This is a genomic window from Gemmatimonas sp. (assembly GCF_041689975.1).
Classification (GTDB): Bacteria; Gemmatimonadota; Gemmatimonadetes; order Gemmatimonadales; family Gemmatimonadaceae; genus Gemmatimonas.
The window spans coordinates 1-16,250 of record NZ_JBDNFF010000410.1 but is presented as its reverse complement, the minus strand read 5'-3'; the positions used below and the strand labels follow the sequence as shown (position 1 = coordinate 16,250).

Here is a 16,250-nt window from a genome sequence, read left to right as displayed (position 1 = left end):
GCAACCACGTCAAAAGAATGTGGGCTCTTCCGGATTCCGTGTAGGTGAATCTCGGGCGACACGCCCCGGAACGGCGTCGCCGCAGTTGGCCCCTTCAAACGCACGGACAAACAACAGGCGCGGATGGGGGCACTGCGAGACGGCGGACTCCGGCGTGTTGTTCCCCATGGGGTTAGCTTGACGCATGCCGACACTCTGGCTCGACGCCGATGCCGCCCCGCGTGATGTGAAAGAAGTCTGTTATCGCGCCTGTGACCGCCTCTCGCTCGATACCATCCTCGTGGCGAATCAGCGGCTCGTGCTGCCGGTGGGCCACGCCAAACTCTCGGCGGTGCGCGTGGACGGCGGTGCTGATGTGGCCGACGCGTACATCACGTCACACGCCGTGGCCGGCGATGTCGTGATCACCGCCGACATTCCACTGGCTGCGATTCTGGTGCCGAATCGGATCTACGTGATCGACCCCCGTGGCGAGCTTTACACCGAGGAGAGTATCGGGGAGCGGCTGTCCGTGCGCAACTTCATGGAAGGGCTACGCGGGTCGGGGGTCGAAACCGGCGGCCATGGCACCTACGGCGCGCGCGAGAAGCAGCGGTTCGCCAATGCGCTCGACCGCGTGCTCGCAAAGGCGTTGCGTGGCTGACCGCTGGCGGTAGAATCAGCGAATGCTCACTCGCTCTCGGATTCGCAGTTCCGCTCTCGTCGTCGTTATCGCCGTTGTGGCCGTCGTCGTACCGCTCACGCCACTCGCCGCACAACCCCCAGCCGCCGCCCGCCCGCTCGCGTCGAGCGAGTATCTGTATCTCTGGACGGCATCGGCCGACAGCAGTGGCCCGGACTTTCTCGCGGTGTATGATATCCGCGACCATGCAAAGGCCGCGCGCTACGGCGCGCTGGTGACCACGGTGGCGGTGACCGGGCGCGGAAACGGTCCGCATCACACCGAGCACGATATGCCGGCCGATGGGCGGCTGTTCGCCAACGGCTTCCGATCCGGGCAGTCGTTCGTGTTCGATCTGTCGAATCCCCGTGCGCCGCGAGTCGCTGCGCAGTTCGGCGACCTGGCCGGGTTGATGCATCCGCACAGTTTCTGGCGTCTGCCCAATGGCAATCTGCTCTCGACGTTTCAGGTGCAGCACGATTCGGTAGGCATCGCTCCCGGTGGTCTGGCGGAACTCACGCCCCGTGCCACGCTGGTACGTTCGTCGTCGGCCAACCGCGCGCCGAGCAGTCGCAGCGATCGTCCGTACTCGGCGGCAATTCTAAACGCGATCGATCGCGTGGTCGTGACCACGACGGACATGGACAAGGCCGATTCCACGCGCAACGTGCAGCTGTGGCGGTTGTCGGACTTGTCGCTGCAGCACACCATCGTGCTTCCCGACGGCCCGCACTTCGAGGGCTATCGCAGCGCCGAGCCGCGTGTGTTGAGCGATGGCGAATCGGTGCTGGTGTCGACGTTCAACTGCGGACTGTTTCTGCTGGACGGTCTCACCGGTAGCACGCCAAGTGCGCGCATGGTGGCGTCGTTCCCGCGCAAGCCCGGCACGAGTTGCGCGGTGCCGGTGGTGGCGGGGAACTACTATCTCATCACGGTGCCGGCGTGGAGCGCCGTCGTGAGTCTGGATGTGTCCGACCCGTCGCATCCGCGCGAAGTGTCGCGCGTGACGCTGGGGCCCGACGACGTACCGCACTGGATTGGCATTGAGCCGAACCACCGGCGCGTGGTCATCACCGGATATCAGGCGATGAAAACGCGCGTGCTGTTGGCCAGCTTCAACGCGAAAACCGGCGTGCTGGCACTCGACGAGCGGTTTCGCGCGGCGGGCAGCGCCGAGGCCGGTATGCGCATGGAGAACATCGTCTGGCCGCACGGTGGGAACGGCGCCGGCATTCCGCACGGCGCCGTGTTCAGCCGCGCGCCCTGACATGAGCAAGACCAACTGGGAAGGACAAGACATTTCCGGGCAGACTCACACCGGCGTGAAGTTCACCGACCTCGATTGCACCGAAGTCGTGAATCGCGGCGCGGTGTTCACCGACTGCACGTTTCAACGGGCCACGTTCAACTGCTCGGTGCACACTGATGCGGCGTTCGTGAACTGCGCCTTCAACGGCTGCTCGTTCTTCGATACGCGATTTACGGAGTGCAAGTTCGTAGGCAGCAATTTCGTACGCTGTACTTTCGACCTGATGCAGATCGCGGGCGGCAATTGGTCGCACGTGGGGCTTTCCGGTGCCGATCTCTCACGGGCGATCGTGCGCGGTACGCGCTTGCGCGAGGCCGATCTCTCACGCGTGCGATGTCAGGACGGTTCTGTCCGTGATGCCGATTTATCGGGCGCCGACTTCGACGGGGCCGACTTCACCGATTGCGATCTGCGTGGCAGTGACGTGAGCTCGCTCGATCCAACCCGCGTACGACTCAAGGGCGCGATCATCGACATGCAGCAGGCGCTGTCGATCGTGCAAGCGATGGGTCTCGACGTACGGGCGGAGTAGCGTGTGGCTGGTCTCGACTTGAACGGCGAGGCCCTGAATGTCGGTCTTTTGCGCCGATGCGCGCGGGACCGCCATGTACCGAAGAACAGCCATACCATGAGTAGGGGTTCGGCGCGCCCCCGGTCAACGGCGTTATTCCTTTCTCAGTCATTTTGTTCTGGGTTGTTCTTCGCGTCTCTTCGCGTACTCCGCGTCCTTCGCGTGAACCAGCTGGCCGTCCGATGGTGCAGAGGTCGCCGAGCGCACCGCAGTTCACGCGAAGATCGCGAAGGCCCGCGAAGAACCGCCGGCCACGGACGCGGCAGAGCGTGTACGAAATCCGACAGATCCTACGGGTGGCCCTGTTCGCGCAAGTCCAGCTCCATTAACTCCTTACTCCACCACTCAGTTCTTCAGGCTCTGATTTCGAGCCCATTCCACTTGTTCTCCTCTGAAAAACGTTGGGACACTACTGCGTATGCATATGCACTGTCGTCGTACAACACGTTGCCTGTCGCTGCTGGTCACGGCCTTCATCTCCGCTCCCTGTTCCCTTTCGGCACAGTCACGAAAGACTCCGGCCGTGCCGGTGTCCGTCGTGGAAACGAGTCTCGCCGACCTGCGGACCGCGCTCGAGCAGAAGCGCATCACCTCGCGTGAGATCGTGCAGCAGTATCTCGCGCGTATTGCGACGTATGAGGACAGACTCAACGCGGTGATCACGGTGAATCCGAACGCGCTGGCGATCGCGGATTCGCTTGATCGGGAGCGTGCCAGCGGCAAGATTCGCGGACCGTTGCACGGCATTCCGATCGCGCTGAAGGACAACATCCAGACTGTCGAGATGACCACCACCGGCGGAGCGATGGCGTTTGCCGATCTGCTGCCGCCGTACGATGCGACGGTCACGCGCAACCTGAAGGCGGCTGGCGCCATCATCATCGCCAAGACCCAGCTCACCGAGCTCGCCAACTGGACCGCGACCGGCATGCCCGGAAACTACACAGGGCTCACCGGTTACAGCATGAATCCGTGGGACCCGCGGCGCGATCCACGCGATGCGACGTTCGATGGACGTCCGGTCATGAATACCGGCGGGTCGAGTTCGGGAGTCGGCACGAACGTGAGCTTCTGGGCAGGCAATGTCGGGACGGAAACGTCGGGTTCGATTCTCAGTCCGGCGCAGCAGAATTTTCTCGTGGGCATCAAGCCCACGGTTGGACGTGTAAGCCGCTACGGCGTGATTCCGATTACCGCCGATCAGGACACGCCTGGACCGATGACGCGCACGGTGCGCGATGCGGCGATCATGCTGGGCGCGCTGGAAGGCACCTCGCCCGACGCCAATGACGCCGCCACGAAGGTGTGCACTCCGCCGCCGCGCAACGACTACACCGTGTTTCTGGGAGCCGACAAGCTCAAGGGCGCGCGCATTGGTATTCCCCGCGCCTTCTTCTACGAGCCGACCGTCCCCCCCGCCGGTGGCAGCGCTACCCCGCGCGGAGGACTCAACGCCACCCAGAACGCGGCCATGGACGAGGTGATCGCGGTGCTCAAGGCGCAGGGCGCGGTGATCGTCGATCCCGCCGATATTCCGAGTGTCGTGGAGCCGGTGCCGGTCAACAATTTCCTGAACTGGAATCCGTGCAGCGGCCTCGATCAGGCCAAGGGCCGCGACGCCGACTGCTCGATCGCCTTCAAGTATGGCATGAAGCGTGATTTCAATACGTGGCTCACGCTGCTCGGCGATAGGGCGCCCGTAAAAACGCTGCTGGGGTTGCGCCAGTGGAACATCGCGCACCAGCGGGCCGGTGCGATCAAATACGGACAGGCTCTCCTCGACATCTCCGACGAGATGGACGTGCAGGCCGACCGGGCGCGCCACGAAGCCGACCGTCGCAAGGACATCCTGCTCTCGGCCACCAACGGCATCGACGCCGCCATGAAGGCCCATCACCTCGACGCGCTGCTCTTCCCCGGCGCGACCAGCGCGAACATCGGCGCGCGCCCTGGTTATCCTACGATCGTGGTTCCTTACGCTCTGCTGCCGGTGCCGCAAGGGCAGGGTGCGCAGGCGTTCCCTGATGGCTTTTCGCCGCGGCCCGCACCATTCGGCGTGAGCTTCACCGCGTCGGCCTGCGGCGAGCCCACGTTGGTTGGGCTGGCGTATGCGTTCGAGCAGGCCACGAAAAAGCGTGTGCGTCCGCCGTTGTTCCCGTAACTCTTACCTCTTTATCTCATGCGTCTCTCTCTCGCCGTGCTCGCGGCTACCTGTGCCGCGTTGTCGTTCTCGCAATCACTGTCCGCGCAGACCTATCCGACAAGTTGGAACCCCGAGTTGCTCAAGCGTGCCGACGTGAAGTCGGCGATGGCGATGCTCGAACAGCGATTCCCGAGTCAGGTCGAAGAGTGGATTCGTCTTGCCGAGATGCCCGGCAAATCGCGCCTCGAGCAGCAGCGTGGCGCCTACGTGAAGTCGGTGTTCGAGAAGGAAGGACTCAAGGTCTCAGTCGATTCCATGGGCAACGTGACCGGCGTTCGCAAGGGCATCGGTGGCGGTCCTACCATCGTGATCGCGGCGCATACCGACATTGTGTTCCCGCCGGAAACGAACACCAAAGTGCGTCGCTCCGGCGACACGTTGTTCGCACCGGGTGTTGGTGACAATACGGCGTCGGTGGCGAACATGCTGTCCACGCTGCGCGTGATGAACGCCACCAAGTTCACCAGCAAAGGCGACATCATTTTTATCGGCACGGTGCAGGAAGAGCTCGGCCTCAAGGGGATGGAGTACTGGCTGCAGCACAACCCGAAGCCCGACCTGCTCATCGTGCCCGATGGCGCGTACGGCAGCGTGGCGTACGGCGCGCTCGGTATTTATTGGACCAAGTTTGTGTTCACGCATCCCGGTGCCCACACGCTGTCGTCGCGGGGCATTCCCACGCCGGTAAAGGCCGTGGCGAAAGCCATCGATCGGCTCTATCAGCTGCAGTTTGATGCGCTGCCGAACGGCGCGGTGATGAACATCGGACAGATCCACGGCGGCAACATCTTCAATGCCGTACCACAGGAACTGTACTTCACTGTGGACTTACGGAGCTCCGATCCCGCGCTCCTTGATTCGCTCGATCGCACGATTGCGCGCATCACGAAGGAAGTGGCTGAGGAACAGAAGGTCGGTCTGCGCGTGGAAGTCGAACAGAAGAGCGGCGCCGGCGGCACCGAGAAGCAGCTCGAGGGCGCGCGGGCGCATCCCATCGTGCAGACGGCGGTCGACATCAATCGTGCACTCGGTATGACCCCGGGCATGCCCGGTGCATCGGAAGCGGTGGCCACCGGCGCCACCGACGCCAATCCCGGCGTAGTGCGCAAGATTCCGAGCATCGCGATCGGCGGCTCGAAGGCCGCTGGCGCGCACCAGCTCACCGAGTTCGCGTTGGCGTCGAGCGCGCTGCCGTCCACCAAGCTGCTGTATCTGCTGACGGCAACCTTCGCCGATGGCATCAAAATTGTGCCGCCCGCCAGGATCGTTCCGTAAGCGTGAAAGCAGCACAATTGTGACAAGAATTGACGCTCTGTGATGCAACGGCCGAGAAACCGTGTACGATTCGGTGCTCGCCCGTTGCGCCCCAGCGCTTGCTAGCGGATGTTCCAAGTAAGGACTTGTGTGAACACCCGCGTCCGTCGGTATTTTGACGTGATGTGTGCGATGTGACGGCGGCGATCTCCTGCGCGCGGCTGTGCTCTCTTTCAGGAGATTTGCTCGTGACCACTGTTGCCCCGACCCCTGCGCCGACGCCCGCCGCGATCCCGACGGCGACCGAGTACCACAAGGCCCTGCGACTGCTGTATGTGGCCAACACGATCTCCGATGCGCAGTGGAGCATGCTGCGCGCGCACTGTCTGGCCCCCGATTACACGCTCACGACCGTCGAACTCGCGGAAGCGGCTGGCTTCGAGAAGCCGGGTGCGGTGAATCTCAACTACGGCCGGTTCGGTGCGAAGTTGGCCGGGCGTCTTCTGTATACGGTGCCGCCGAAGGAGCCGCAGGCGTCGGTCTTCGCCACGTTCGCCGAAGGTGGTGCAGAAGCACCGCAGACGCGTTGGACGCTGCGCCCCGAGATCGTCGCGGCCGTGAAGCTGTTGAACTGGTTCCCGCGCCTGGCCAAGCACAAGACGGCGTAGTTTATGCGACGCGACGCGCCATCATCACGATGGCGCGTCGCGTTGTTTACGTAAGTGGCACGCCGGTCAGCGAAACGGCAGCGGACCACTTCCGTTTCGCAGCTCACGCACCATACGGCTATCGCCGGTGAGCTCCCAGTACACGAGCGATACGGGAATCATGCCCACCGTGTTCACTTCGTCGAAGAAGCGCTGCATGGTGAAGGCATCACCGAGCTGTCGTGCGCGCTCAGCCATGGTCTCCTCCATCAGGCGGCCGCCGGTGACGTAACTGGCGCCGTAGCCCGGCTGCCGCAGATAGAGGTGCTGCTCGAAGCCCAGCAGCGGATCGCGACGCATCCAGCCGCGCGGCGTCCAGTTCACATGCATGTTGGCCGCTTCGGCCATCGTGAGCGTATTCGAGTGCGCGTAGAGATTGCCGAGGCCACGCGCGGCGCGGGCGGCCAGCATCGTCCACACGATCTCGCGCGATCGCGGCGACTGGTCATACAGGCCGGCCTGCATCATCCACTCTTCCATCGACGTCGCCATGCCTTCGGCGCGGCTCATCCACACGTTGTAGAGCAACGGTGTGCGCCGAATCGGGCTCGCGTGCGGATGTTCGCGGAACCGGCCGTTGTCCCACCAATGCCACAGGTGCGTCCACAGCGTGCGCGGATCACGATGGGTCGCCTGCGAGAAGAAATTGCGCGTGGCCTCGGGCGAGTACGACTGGAATCGTTCGCGCAGCGCGCGCTCCATCCATGGTTCAACCGTCACGATCGCTTTGTCGCGGAAGAACTGCATGTATTGTGGCAGCGCCTCGGCCTGCATCGTCGCGAACTCGGCGGCCGAGCCGGCTACGCGCATGGGCGGCAGGTTGGCGTTGCGGGCTTCCTCGAGACGTAGCGATGCGTGCGCACGGGCGAGTTCACGACGGGTGATCGTGACTTCATCTTCCCATGAGAGTGGCACCAGCAACACGTTCTTCAGGAACCAGGTGTACTGCTGCGTGCCGATGCCTGATGGTCCGGTTTTCTTCGCTGATTCGGTGCGTAGCCAGCCCGTGAATAATTCCGTGGCTTCGCCCGCACCCGCGATTGCGCTCTCGAGCGCGCCGTCGTTGGGGTTGCTCGTGGCGACGAGTTTGGCGAGTGTCCCGAGCGCCTCGTGCTGCTCTTCGAAAGTTTTGACGGCGCCAACCCACAAGTCCTTCGCGTTGCCTTTGGCCAGATTCACCCGTGCCTGACGCAGCAGCGGCGCGATCGTGTTCAGCTGCGCCGTGAGGCGACGCGACTCGTCGGCGTTGAGCGCGCGCGACTGATCGAGGACGGTGCGTGGCCACACCGGATACTGCCACAAGCGCACGGCGCCGTGAATCGTGGGACCTTCTTCCGCTGGTGTGTCGCTCTCCTCCGTGCGCACCGACGCGTAGTACGCCGGGTCGCGCGCGAACGGCTGCAGCACCGTGAGGTGGTACTGCATGCCGTTCATTTCGGCGCGGACGAGATGCCAATCCACTTGCTCCGGTACGCGCCAGCCGGTGGTGTCGATGGCGCGCAACTTCGTCTGCAAGGCGCGCAGCGCGATGAGCCGCCGCGCGTTGGTGGCCGGCGCGTAATCCAGGATGCTCATAAGGCGCGGCGGTTCCTCGAACGTGCGCCACTCGGCGAACAGCGACAGCAGCTGGGGGTAGCTGCGGCTTGGCGCGACCGATGCGGGTTGCGCGTGGAGCACGGTGTACGGGACGACTGGGCCGGCAAGGAGCGCGACGAGCGTTGCCGCTGCGGTCGCGTACGCGGCTGGGCGAAGGCTGAAGAAAGGCATGTTCGAATCTACGTCGGGGCAGATTTCTTGCACCCCACCCTACTGGAACGACGCGCGGCGCAGCATCGTCCATGCAATGACCTTCCGTACCCTCGCCCTTCTTGGTGGCACTCTGTGCCTGGGTGCGTGCGCCGCCCCTGCCCCGCGAGTGGAGAAGCGTGCGCCGGCCACGGGGGCCGAGCGCGTGCTGGTGGTCATCAATACGCGAAGTAGCGCCAGCGATTCCGTGGGGCGCTACTACGCGAAGCGTCGCGGCATCGACCCCACGCATATCGTGCGGCTCGAGCTCCCACTGGACGACGAGATCGGTGATATCGCGTTTCAGACCGATATCGTGCTTCCGGTACGCGCGGCGATCGCGGCCTTGCCGGTGCGGATCGACTTCATCGTGCTCACGACCGATGTGCCCATTCGCGTGGCGCGTAAGAGCGGCTCCAGTGTGGATGCGATGCTGGGTGCGATGAATTTGGCGATTCCACCGATGGTGGGACTCGATAGCGTCTGGCTGTCGCGGTACCGCAATCCGTACTACAACGCCGACGGTCCGTTCGCGAGCGACCGCTACGGCATGTATCTCGTGACGCGGCTGGATTGCGCCCGCGTGACCGACTGTCTCGCGTTGGTCGACCGTTCCATCGCGGCGCGTCCGGCGCCCGGTCCGTTTTTCTTCGACGCGATGCCGCCGCGTCGTGGCACCGATGGCTATGCCACCATGAACCTGCTGCTGTATCGGGCGGCATACCGGTTACCGCAGCGTGGCGTGGGCGTGCAGATCGACACCACGGAGGCCTTCGTGGCGCCGACCGGACCGGTCATGGGCTACGTGAGTTGGGGCAGCAACGACTCACGTTTTGACAGCGTGGCCTATCATGCCGTGCGCTTCCTTCCCGGCGCGCTGGCGGAAACCTTTGTATCGACCAGCGCGCGTACGTTCCGTCCAGTGAATGGCGGCCAAAGCCGCATCGTGGATTTGATTTCGCAGGGGGTGACCGGGGTGAAGGGCTATGTAAGCGAGCCGTTCACGTTAGCGCTGGCCAATCCGGACATTTTGTTCGATCGGTACGTGCGCGGCGCCAATTTGGCCGAGGCGTTCTATGCGGCGTCGTACATGGTGTTGTGGAAGGATCTCGTGATCGGTGATCCGCTCTGTGCCCCGTACGCGCTGTTTCAGGAGCCGTCGTTCGCCCCGTGAAGTCTCGACCACGGCGATTAGCCGGGTGCTGAAACACTCGAGGCGTGGCGTCAGGCGACGGCCTAGAGCCGACGTGCCACCACTGGCCGCCCTACGATTGTCGAGTCGATCAGTAGTGACCCAATGTTTTTCGGAGGAGAACGAGTGGAATAGTCTCGAAATCAGAGTCTGAAGAGCCGGGCGGTGGCGTACGTAGTTGATGGATCGGGACGTGCTTGCACAGGGCCACACTCAGGATCTCTCGCATTTCGCACACGCTATACCGGTCATGCTGTTGCTGTTCTTCGCGTGCCTTCGCGATCTTCGCGTCAACTGCGGTGTGTGCGGCTACCTCGGCGCGATCAGATCGCCAGCTGGTTGACGCGGAGGGCGCGAAGAGACGCGGAGAACCGCAAAGAAAATGAATGATTGAGCAAAGCATCGCGCCGGTGGCTGTGGGCGCGTCCAACCACCACTCAGGGTGGTGCTGCTCTTCGGGATATGACGGTTCCCTGCACATCGGCGCACAAGACCGAAATTCAGTACCTCGCTGTTCAAGTCGAGACCAGACAAAACGACGCCGATCCCCGAGCAAATCAACAACCTATACCGTTCCAATGTCGAAACATCGGGACACTACTGTAAGTCGACGGCAAACGCGGGCCGGACGTTCTTGCGTGATCACACGGAGAAAGTTGTCAGCACCTTGCTAGAACGCGGCCATGCGTGTGACCTTGATCGCTACCGACCGCTCGTTGCGCACGTGCGTGAACGTATTCTGTCGCTCGGTATACACGAGGAACACGTCACTGAGCGGTGCGTAACGCCAGGCGAGCCGGGCATTGGACACGAAGCTGCGTGACTGCGTGTTGTACTGCACGAACGAACTGCCGAACAGCGTCGTGGAGTAGGCGTACTTTACACGCACACCGGCGAGGTCGGCAGCAAACGCGCCGCTGGGCAACGCAACGTCGTTGTGCTGATACGTGCCCTCGAGGCTGATGTCGTAGCGTGGACGCCAGGTCAGTCCGCCGCTCAGCGTTTGATTGGTGCCGTTGTAGAAGTCACCCACCTGCAGGCTGGCATTGCCGTACACCGGATAGCGCTGGGTGGAGGTATAGGTCGCTTTCGCATTCCGAAAGGCATAGCTGCCAACCGGAATCGAGCGTCCTGGGAATGGTGTGAACGCACGATCGAGACGATCGAACCGGTCATTCACTTCGAGTTTGAGTTCGCCGTCGGGCCGAAAGAAGATGTCCAGTCCGCCGGTGTACTGATGTGACTGTGCGGTGCCATCGATATCGGTGTACACGTCGGCTTCGACGTACGGATTGAGCTCCTGAATGCCCTTGAGCTTCGGACGCGCGTGAATGCCCGTCGTGGCGTAAGTCTGCTGAAAACCACGCCGGTTCACGAAGCCGATACCGGGATCGAAGTTGTTCGACACGCGTTTGTACATTGCCGACGTATTCCACAGCTTGCCGCGATACGCTGCTGATAGGCGTCCGGCGGTGCCGTCTGAGCTGGCGGTATCGGCGTCGCTCACGGCGACGTACGAGTTGATGATCAGATTGCCCAGCAAGCGGATATTCGCGTCGACGCCATACGAGCGATTGAACGTGCCACTGCTGTCGGTGGCCTGACGGTTGGCGGCCAGCAGTCCGATGTCGGAGTTGCCGAAGATATTTCGACGCACGCGCGCGACCGCGAAGTTCTCGGTGGGACTCGTACTGGCGCGCTGTGTTTGCATGTCGAGCAGTCCCACTTCCCATCCGCCCACGCGACCGGTGAGGCGCCCGCCGCCGGCGATGGGAATCGGGAGGCCGTCTTTGGTGAGACCGATCTGTCGCGAGTTGAAGAGCGTGAAGTCGCTCAGTGACGCGCCCATCCGATAGTTGCGCTCCGTCACATCCCCCAGCGTGAACGAGCCGGAATTCTCGATGAAAAAGTCGCGTCGTTCGGGGAAGAGAATGCCGAAGCGCGTGAGATTCACGATCTGCTGATCCACTTCGACCTGCGAGAAGTCGGTGTTGACGGTGAGGTCGAGCGTGAGCGACGGGGTGACGCCGTACTTGAGATCGCCACCGATGTCTGCCCTGCTGCCCAGCGATGCGCGCGGCACCTGCGCGCCCACCGAGTTGCCGGCCAACGCGTACGGTTTGATCTGCAGGTTGCGGCCCTGTCTGAGACCGGTAATTCCCTCCATCGTGCCGGCTTTCGACATGCGATGCACGCGATACTGCCGCTCGAGAGGCGCCCAGTACGACGTTTCGTTCACGCGACGCACGCGACGGATGAAGTTGATGCCCCACGTCTGTGGATCGCGCGCGGCGTCGAACCGAAGCGTCTTCAACGGGATCTTCATCTCCAGTGTCCAGCTGGAATCCTGCAGCAGCGTGCGCACAGTGGAGATGCCGTCCCACGCCTCGACGATGTTGCGCGAGTCGTTGAACGTCTGTTCGTCACGCACGGCGCCCTTCGGGTTCACGAGGAACAGGAACGAGTTACGCCGGTCGTGGAAGGTGTCGAACCCGACGCCGAAGATGTCGCTGTTCGAGGATACGAAATCGCGCTCGAGTCCGACCGTGATCGCCTTCTGCGGCTCCGGATCGAAGTTGATGGCGCCGACGTAGAGATTATTTGCGTCGTACAGCACCCGCACCTCGGTGCGGAAGCGTGCGGGCAGCCCAGTGCTCGGTAGCTGCTGCACGAAGTCGGTGAGCACCGGCGCGGTGGCCCACGCGGCGTCGTCGAGCTTGCCGTCGACCATGATGGGGGTCGTGGCGCGGGTGGCGCGGAAAGACGGACGGGCAGCCGTTTCCGGATTGATTGCCGTGGGCGCGCGGTCGGTGCTGGGGCCTTGGGCGTCGGCGGCTGACGCAGCAAGCAGCAGCGCCGCCGCGAGCAAGGTGTAGAGTGACGCCGTTGAAGAACGCCGCGGCGTCGGGTAGTGGGGCATACTCGACACTACGCGGCTGGTGGTTCGGGTGCTGCAACCATCAGTGGCCTACGTCGGCGCTACGGGCGGGCGGAATGGCCTCCTGCTGCCCGCCAGGCCTTGTACTCCGTAGGCATGCACACCGAGCACGGATGATATCCAGCGGCAACGGCTGCGGCCTCGTCGGCAAAGAACACCCGCTGTTGCGCATAAAGCGCCCCGTTGGCGAGGGCGCGACGGGCGACTTTGCAGTCGAGGCGACCGTAGCGGCGTTCTTTGCGGTAGCCGCCGAAGGTGCCCTTTGTGGTGCTGGTGGTGCGGGCGCCGTCGGGTCCGACCAGCATGTAGAGCTTTTCCGTTTCCATTGGGGGAAAGCTAGCGGGTTTGGGAGGTATGCTGCAGCGGCAGCGGGCTATCTGTAAAGTATGCTGCCCTGCAGATTCCGCTTTCCCCACTTTAGGAGCGTCCGGCTGGTCTTGGTGCGAAGTCTTTGGTGACGCCAAGCGTCGCGCCGCTCGCGATTCCACTGTTACTGCTTGTCGCGATGCACTGGTCGGCGCAGTTCCTGGCCACCCAATCCAGTCGCCTTTTCGGCCGGCGTCTCCAGCTGTACCTCTTCGGACTACTCGGCACCATCGTGCATGAAGGCAGTCACATAGTGGCGTGCGTGCTGTTCCGTCATCGCGTGCATCGCATCACGTGGTTCGATCCGCGGGCCACAAACGGCGCACTGGGCTCGGTCGAGCATTCCTACGATCCGGCCAGCGCGTATCAGCGCGTGGGCACCATCGCGATCGGCATCGCGCCGTTGGTGGTCGGGGCGGCGGTGATCCTGTGGGCGGCGCAGCGCCTGCTCGGGATCTCTCTCGCCGATGTCGACTTGGCAAACGCTTCGGTGTCGGCTGTTGAAGCAGTGTCGACCGCGATGTCGCGCGCCCTCGGCGCGCCGCTCTGGCGATGGGCGCTGTTCGCCTACGTGAGCATCTCAGTGGGAGGCTCGATGCGCTTGAGCGCCTCCGACGTGCGCGGAACCTGGCGCGGCGTCGTCACGCTGACCATCTGGAGCGCCGCCGCCCTAACTGCGGCGGCGCTCGTATGGTGGGTGCTGCAACAGACGGCACCCACCGAGTGGGACACCAACGTGCTACCGCGGCTCCAACACGGGTTGCAATGGCTCACGCGCACCAGCGAGTCGTTGTCGATCGCGATGCTGCTGGCCGTCGCCATCAACACGCTGTGCGCGCTGATCCTTATGCTGCCAGCGCGCGCTCGATAGCCGGAATCATGTCGCTTGGTACGGTCGTTGAGCCGAAGCGTTCGATAACCTGTCCATCGCGGCCGATCAGGAACTTCGTGAAGTTCCACTTGATCGACGTACTCCCCAGCACGCCGGGCTTCTCATCCTTCAACCACTGCCAGAGTGGATCGGCGTCGCTGCCATTCACGTACAGCTTCGACGTGAGTGGAAAGGTGACATCGAAGTTTGTGCTGCAGAATTGCACGATGGTGGCTTCGGTGCCCGGCTCTTGACCACCGAACTGGTTGCACGGGCAGCCGAGTATGGTGAGTCCCTGTTGGTGGTATGTGCGCCAGAGCGATTCGAGTCCGGCGTACTGCGGGGTGAGTCCGCACTGACTGGCCACGTTCACAACGAGCGTGACACCGCCGGCGAGTGACGAGAGTGCCAGTGGTTCGCCGGTGACGGAGGTCATGGTGAAATCGGAGAGGGTACTCACGGGCGCACCGCCGTGGCTGTGAACGGCACACTCACCATGCTCGGTCCCCACGACATCTCGATAACACCGCGCGTCGGCAGTGTTGAACGTACCACGATCGTGAACTCCTCCACTTGACTCGGTGTGGCCGTCATCTGCATTGGCACGCGCGCGAGATCATTCAACGCCGAGTAGATCGTACCCCACTGTCCGACCTGCTTGTTAACAATGAGAAACGTGCCATTGCGCGTGTGCTGCACAAACAGGGTGTATGCGCCCGGCGGCACCGCCACGTTGCCCATGGTCAGCGTGCGCGACGTGAAAAGGTGCGTGGCATCGTTGGCGCCGACACGCCAGATGGTATCGAACGGCACCAGCGCACCTCCCCACACCGTGCGGTCGCGCACCGACGGGCGACCGTAGTCGATGAGTACCATGCCACCCTGTCCGAAAGCACCGCGCGCGGTTTCGCGCAGCGACAGCGTGCCGGTGGGCTTCATGCTCTTGGCGATGGCAGCGAGGTCGAGTTCGGTTCCACGCGACGCGATGGCCTTGTTGGTCGTAAACGATCCGTCAACCAACTGTAGTGTGTTGTTGGCGTCAAAGCGCAGGGTCATCGCGTAGGCACCACCGCGCAGGCGCACCAGAGAAGCGTTGCCGTCGCCACCGGCTGGTACGATTCCAGTGAAGCCGAGGTTGCCGGCGAGGCCGAGCGCGGGGATGGAATCGGTCGGGCCACCACTCTTGCGCATGCCGGCCAAGAGTTCGGTCGGCCCGTAGATGAACGTGGGGAAATTGATCAGCGCCTGCTTGGCTGCGAAGGCGCGCCGTTGTGTGCTGTCGGCGAAGACGGCTTCGCGCACGATGGAGTCGGCGGTCACGGTGAAGCGCGTGTCGCTCGGTGCGTTCGGCGGCAGCGATCCATCGGCGTTCGTGCGCTTGATCGATGCCGTCGTGGGCCGCCCGTTCTTGGCCAGCGTGAGCGTGTACTGATAGCGCGCGAGGGCGGCTCCCGAGCGTTGCACCATCTCTCCGGTGACCCGGGTGGCTGTGCGCGTGAACTGTTCGATAGCCACGGTGTCATTGCCGAGCCGATACACGAACGAGGCGGGCTGGGCGGACAGCGGTGTGGCGGTGAGGTATGCCGTGCCGATGGCTAGAGTAACGACGGGAAGGCGCATGGGTGCTAATATCGGTAAGGGGTGTCGTCGCGGAGATTACGCGAATTGCAACAGCAACAGCAACGGCTGGAACACGGATCAAAACGGAAACGCACCGAACGTCACAGATAAGCAAACATCGCTTTTGCTTATTTGTGCCGCTCGGTGCTCTTTCGCCATCTCCGTGTTCCGGCTATTTGAGGACTTGACGCGCCGGGAACTGGCCTTGGCGCTCAACAGTTGACCGCTTCCTCGCTGACATCGCTCAGTCCCCAACTCTGTATACACGAATGAGAATCGACCCCAACTCTCCACCACGATTCGCTTGGGTGCGCGACGGTGATCACCAGGCGGAGGCGGAACGGATCCTTGCGCGTAATGCTCGGGAGCATGGCGGGGAGTGCACCGGCGAGCCGTCGGTTATGGTGCGCACAGCGCCCGGCGGACGCTTTACGATGCTTTCCGCCACCGGACTTTGGTGGCTGGAGTACATGGCGGTGCACGACCGTTGGGGCGAGCCCACGCGTGATGACGACGACCTGCTGGCGCGGCTCGTTGATATGAAGACCGAGCGCTAGCGCGGGTGTGGAGCGGTGGGGGAACTCATTGAAGTCACTGTATTCAGTCGCAAAAATCGCCTGCACGCTTTACTTGGGCGAACGGTCGGCCTGATCTCTGCCTGCCGCCGCACCTCGGTGGCCGTCTGGACTTAGTTTCCCGTGGGCGCCCGGTCGCCGCAGGGACCCATCGGGAATCCCCGGTGGCACCGCCGCGCACGCCGCACGTCCCCGCGT

Annotated in this window: 14 protein-coding genes; 9 read left to right on the top strand and 5 right to left on the bottom strand. The window is 63.3% G+C overall.

Annotated features, from left to right (window positions below; all coding sequences use genetic code 11):
• The first annotated feature begins 184 nt into the window (after window positions 1-184).
• The 6 genes from ACESNG_RS23330 (at window position 185) to ACESNG_RS23305 (ending at window position 6,666) form a co-directional block, all read left to right on the top strand.
• Window positions 185-643: a DUF188 domain-containing protein gene (locus ACESNG_RS23330; protein WP_373065504.1), complete on the top strand. Its 459-nt coding sequence runs from the start codon at window positions 185-187 to the stop codon at window positions 641-643.
• A 22-nt stretch (window positions 644-665) separates the two neighbouring features.
• Window positions 666-1,928, top strand: a complete 1,263-nt coding sequence (locus tag ACESNG_RS23325) for a hypothetical protein (protein ID WP_373071099.1) — start codon at window positions 666-668, stop codon at window positions 1,926-1,928.
• Window position 1,929: 1 nt separating this feature from the next.
• A complete protein-coding gene (locus tag ACESNG_RS23320) occupies window positions 1,930-2,502 on the top strand; it encodes a pentapeptide repeat-containing protein (protein ID WP_373065508.1) in 573 nt (190 codons plus the stop codon).
• A gap of 562 nt (window positions 2,503-3,064) precedes the next feature.
• Window positions 3,065-4,702, top strand: coding sequence for an amidase family protein (locus ACESNG_RS23315; protein WP_373071097.1), 1,638 nt, complete (start codon window positions 3,065-3,067; stop codon window positions 4,700-4,702).
• Window positions 4,703-4,720: 18 nt separating this feature from the next.
• On the top strand, window positions 4,721-6,019 hold the full coding sequence (locus ACESNG_RS23310) for a M20/M25/M40 family metallo-hydrolase (protein WP_373065512.1): 1,299 nt from the start codon (window positions 4,721-4,723) through the stop codon (window positions 6,017-6,019).
• Window positions 6,020-6,246: 227 nt separating this feature from the next.
• Entirely contained in the window at window positions 6,247-6,666 is a 420-nt protein-coding gene (locus ACESNG_RS23305) for a hypothetical protein (protein ID WP_373065514.1), read from the top strand.
• Window positions 6,667-6,732: 66 nt separating this feature from the next.
• Here ACESNG_RS23305 and ACESNG_RS23300 read toward each other — a convergent pair whose 3' ends face one another.
• Window positions 6,733-8,472: a DUF885 family protein gene (locus tag ACESNG_RS23300; protein ID WP_373065517.1), complete on the bottom strand. Its 1,740-nt coding sequence runs from the start codon at window positions 8,470-8,472 to the stop codon at window positions 6,733-6,735.
• Window positions 8,473-8,548: 76 nt separating this feature from the next.
• Here ACESNG_RS23300 and ACESNG_RS23295 point away from each other — a divergent pair, with 76 nt between their 5' ends.
• On the top strand, window positions 8,549-9,664 hold the full coding sequence (locus ACESNG_RS23295) for a TIGR03790 family protein (protein ID WP_373065519.1): 1,116 nt from the start codon (window positions 8,549-8,551) through the stop codon (window positions 9,662-9,664).
• A 688-nt stretch (window positions 9,665-10,352) separates the two neighbouring features.
• Here the strand turns inward: ACESNG_RS23295 and ACESNG_RS23290 are convergent.
• Window positions 10,353-12,602: a DUF5916 domain-containing protein gene (locus ACESNG_RS23290; protein WP_373065521.1), complete on the bottom strand. Its 2,250-nt coding sequence runs from the start codon at window positions 12,600-12,602 to the stop codon at window positions 10,353-10,355.
• A gap of 59 nt (window positions 12,603-12,661) precedes the next feature.
• On the bottom strand, window positions 12,662-12,946 hold the full coding sequence (locus ACESNG_RS23285; RefSeq protein WP_373065523.1) for an Ada metal-binding domain-containing protein: 285 nt from the start codon (window positions 12,944-12,946) through the stop codon (window positions 12,662-12,664).
• A gap of 128 nt (window positions 12,947-13,074) precedes the next feature.
• Between ACESNG_RS23285 and ACESNG_RS23280 the strand changes: the two genes are divergently transcribed.
• Entirely contained in the window at window positions 13,075-13,857 is a 783-nt protein-coding gene (locus ACESNG_RS23280; RefSeq protein ID WP_373071095.1) for a hypothetical protein, read from the top strand.
• Here ACESNG_RS23280 and ACESNG_RS23275 read toward each other — a convergent pair.
• Entirely contained in the window at window positions 13,832-14,317 is a 486-nt protein-coding gene (locus ACESNG_RS23275; RefSeq protein ID WP_373071093.1) for a glutathione peroxidase, read from the bottom strand. The two genes, ACESNG_RS23280 and ACESNG_RS23275, sit on opposite strands and share 26 nt — an antisense overlap.
• The gene (locus ACESNG_RS23270) at window positions 14,314-15,477 is read right to left on the bottom strand and encodes a DUF2911 domain-containing protein (RefSeq protein WP_373065529.1); all 1,164 of its coding nucleotides are present in this window, start codon (window positions 15,475-15,477) and stop codon (window positions 14,314-14,316) included. The genes ACESNG_RS23275 and ACESNG_RS23270 overlap by 4 nt, the downstream gene beginning before the upstream one ends.
• Window positions 15,478-15,878: 401 nt before the next feature.
• Between ACESNG_RS23270 and ACESNG_RS23265 the strand changes: the two genes are divergently transcribed.
• Complete coding sequence (locus ACESNG_RS23265; RefSeq protein ID WP_373071091.1) at window positions 15,879-16,034, top strand: hypothetical protein; 156 nt, start codon at window positions 15,879-15,881, stop codon at window positions 16,032-16,034.
• Window positions 16,035-16,250: the final 216 nt, after the last annotated feature.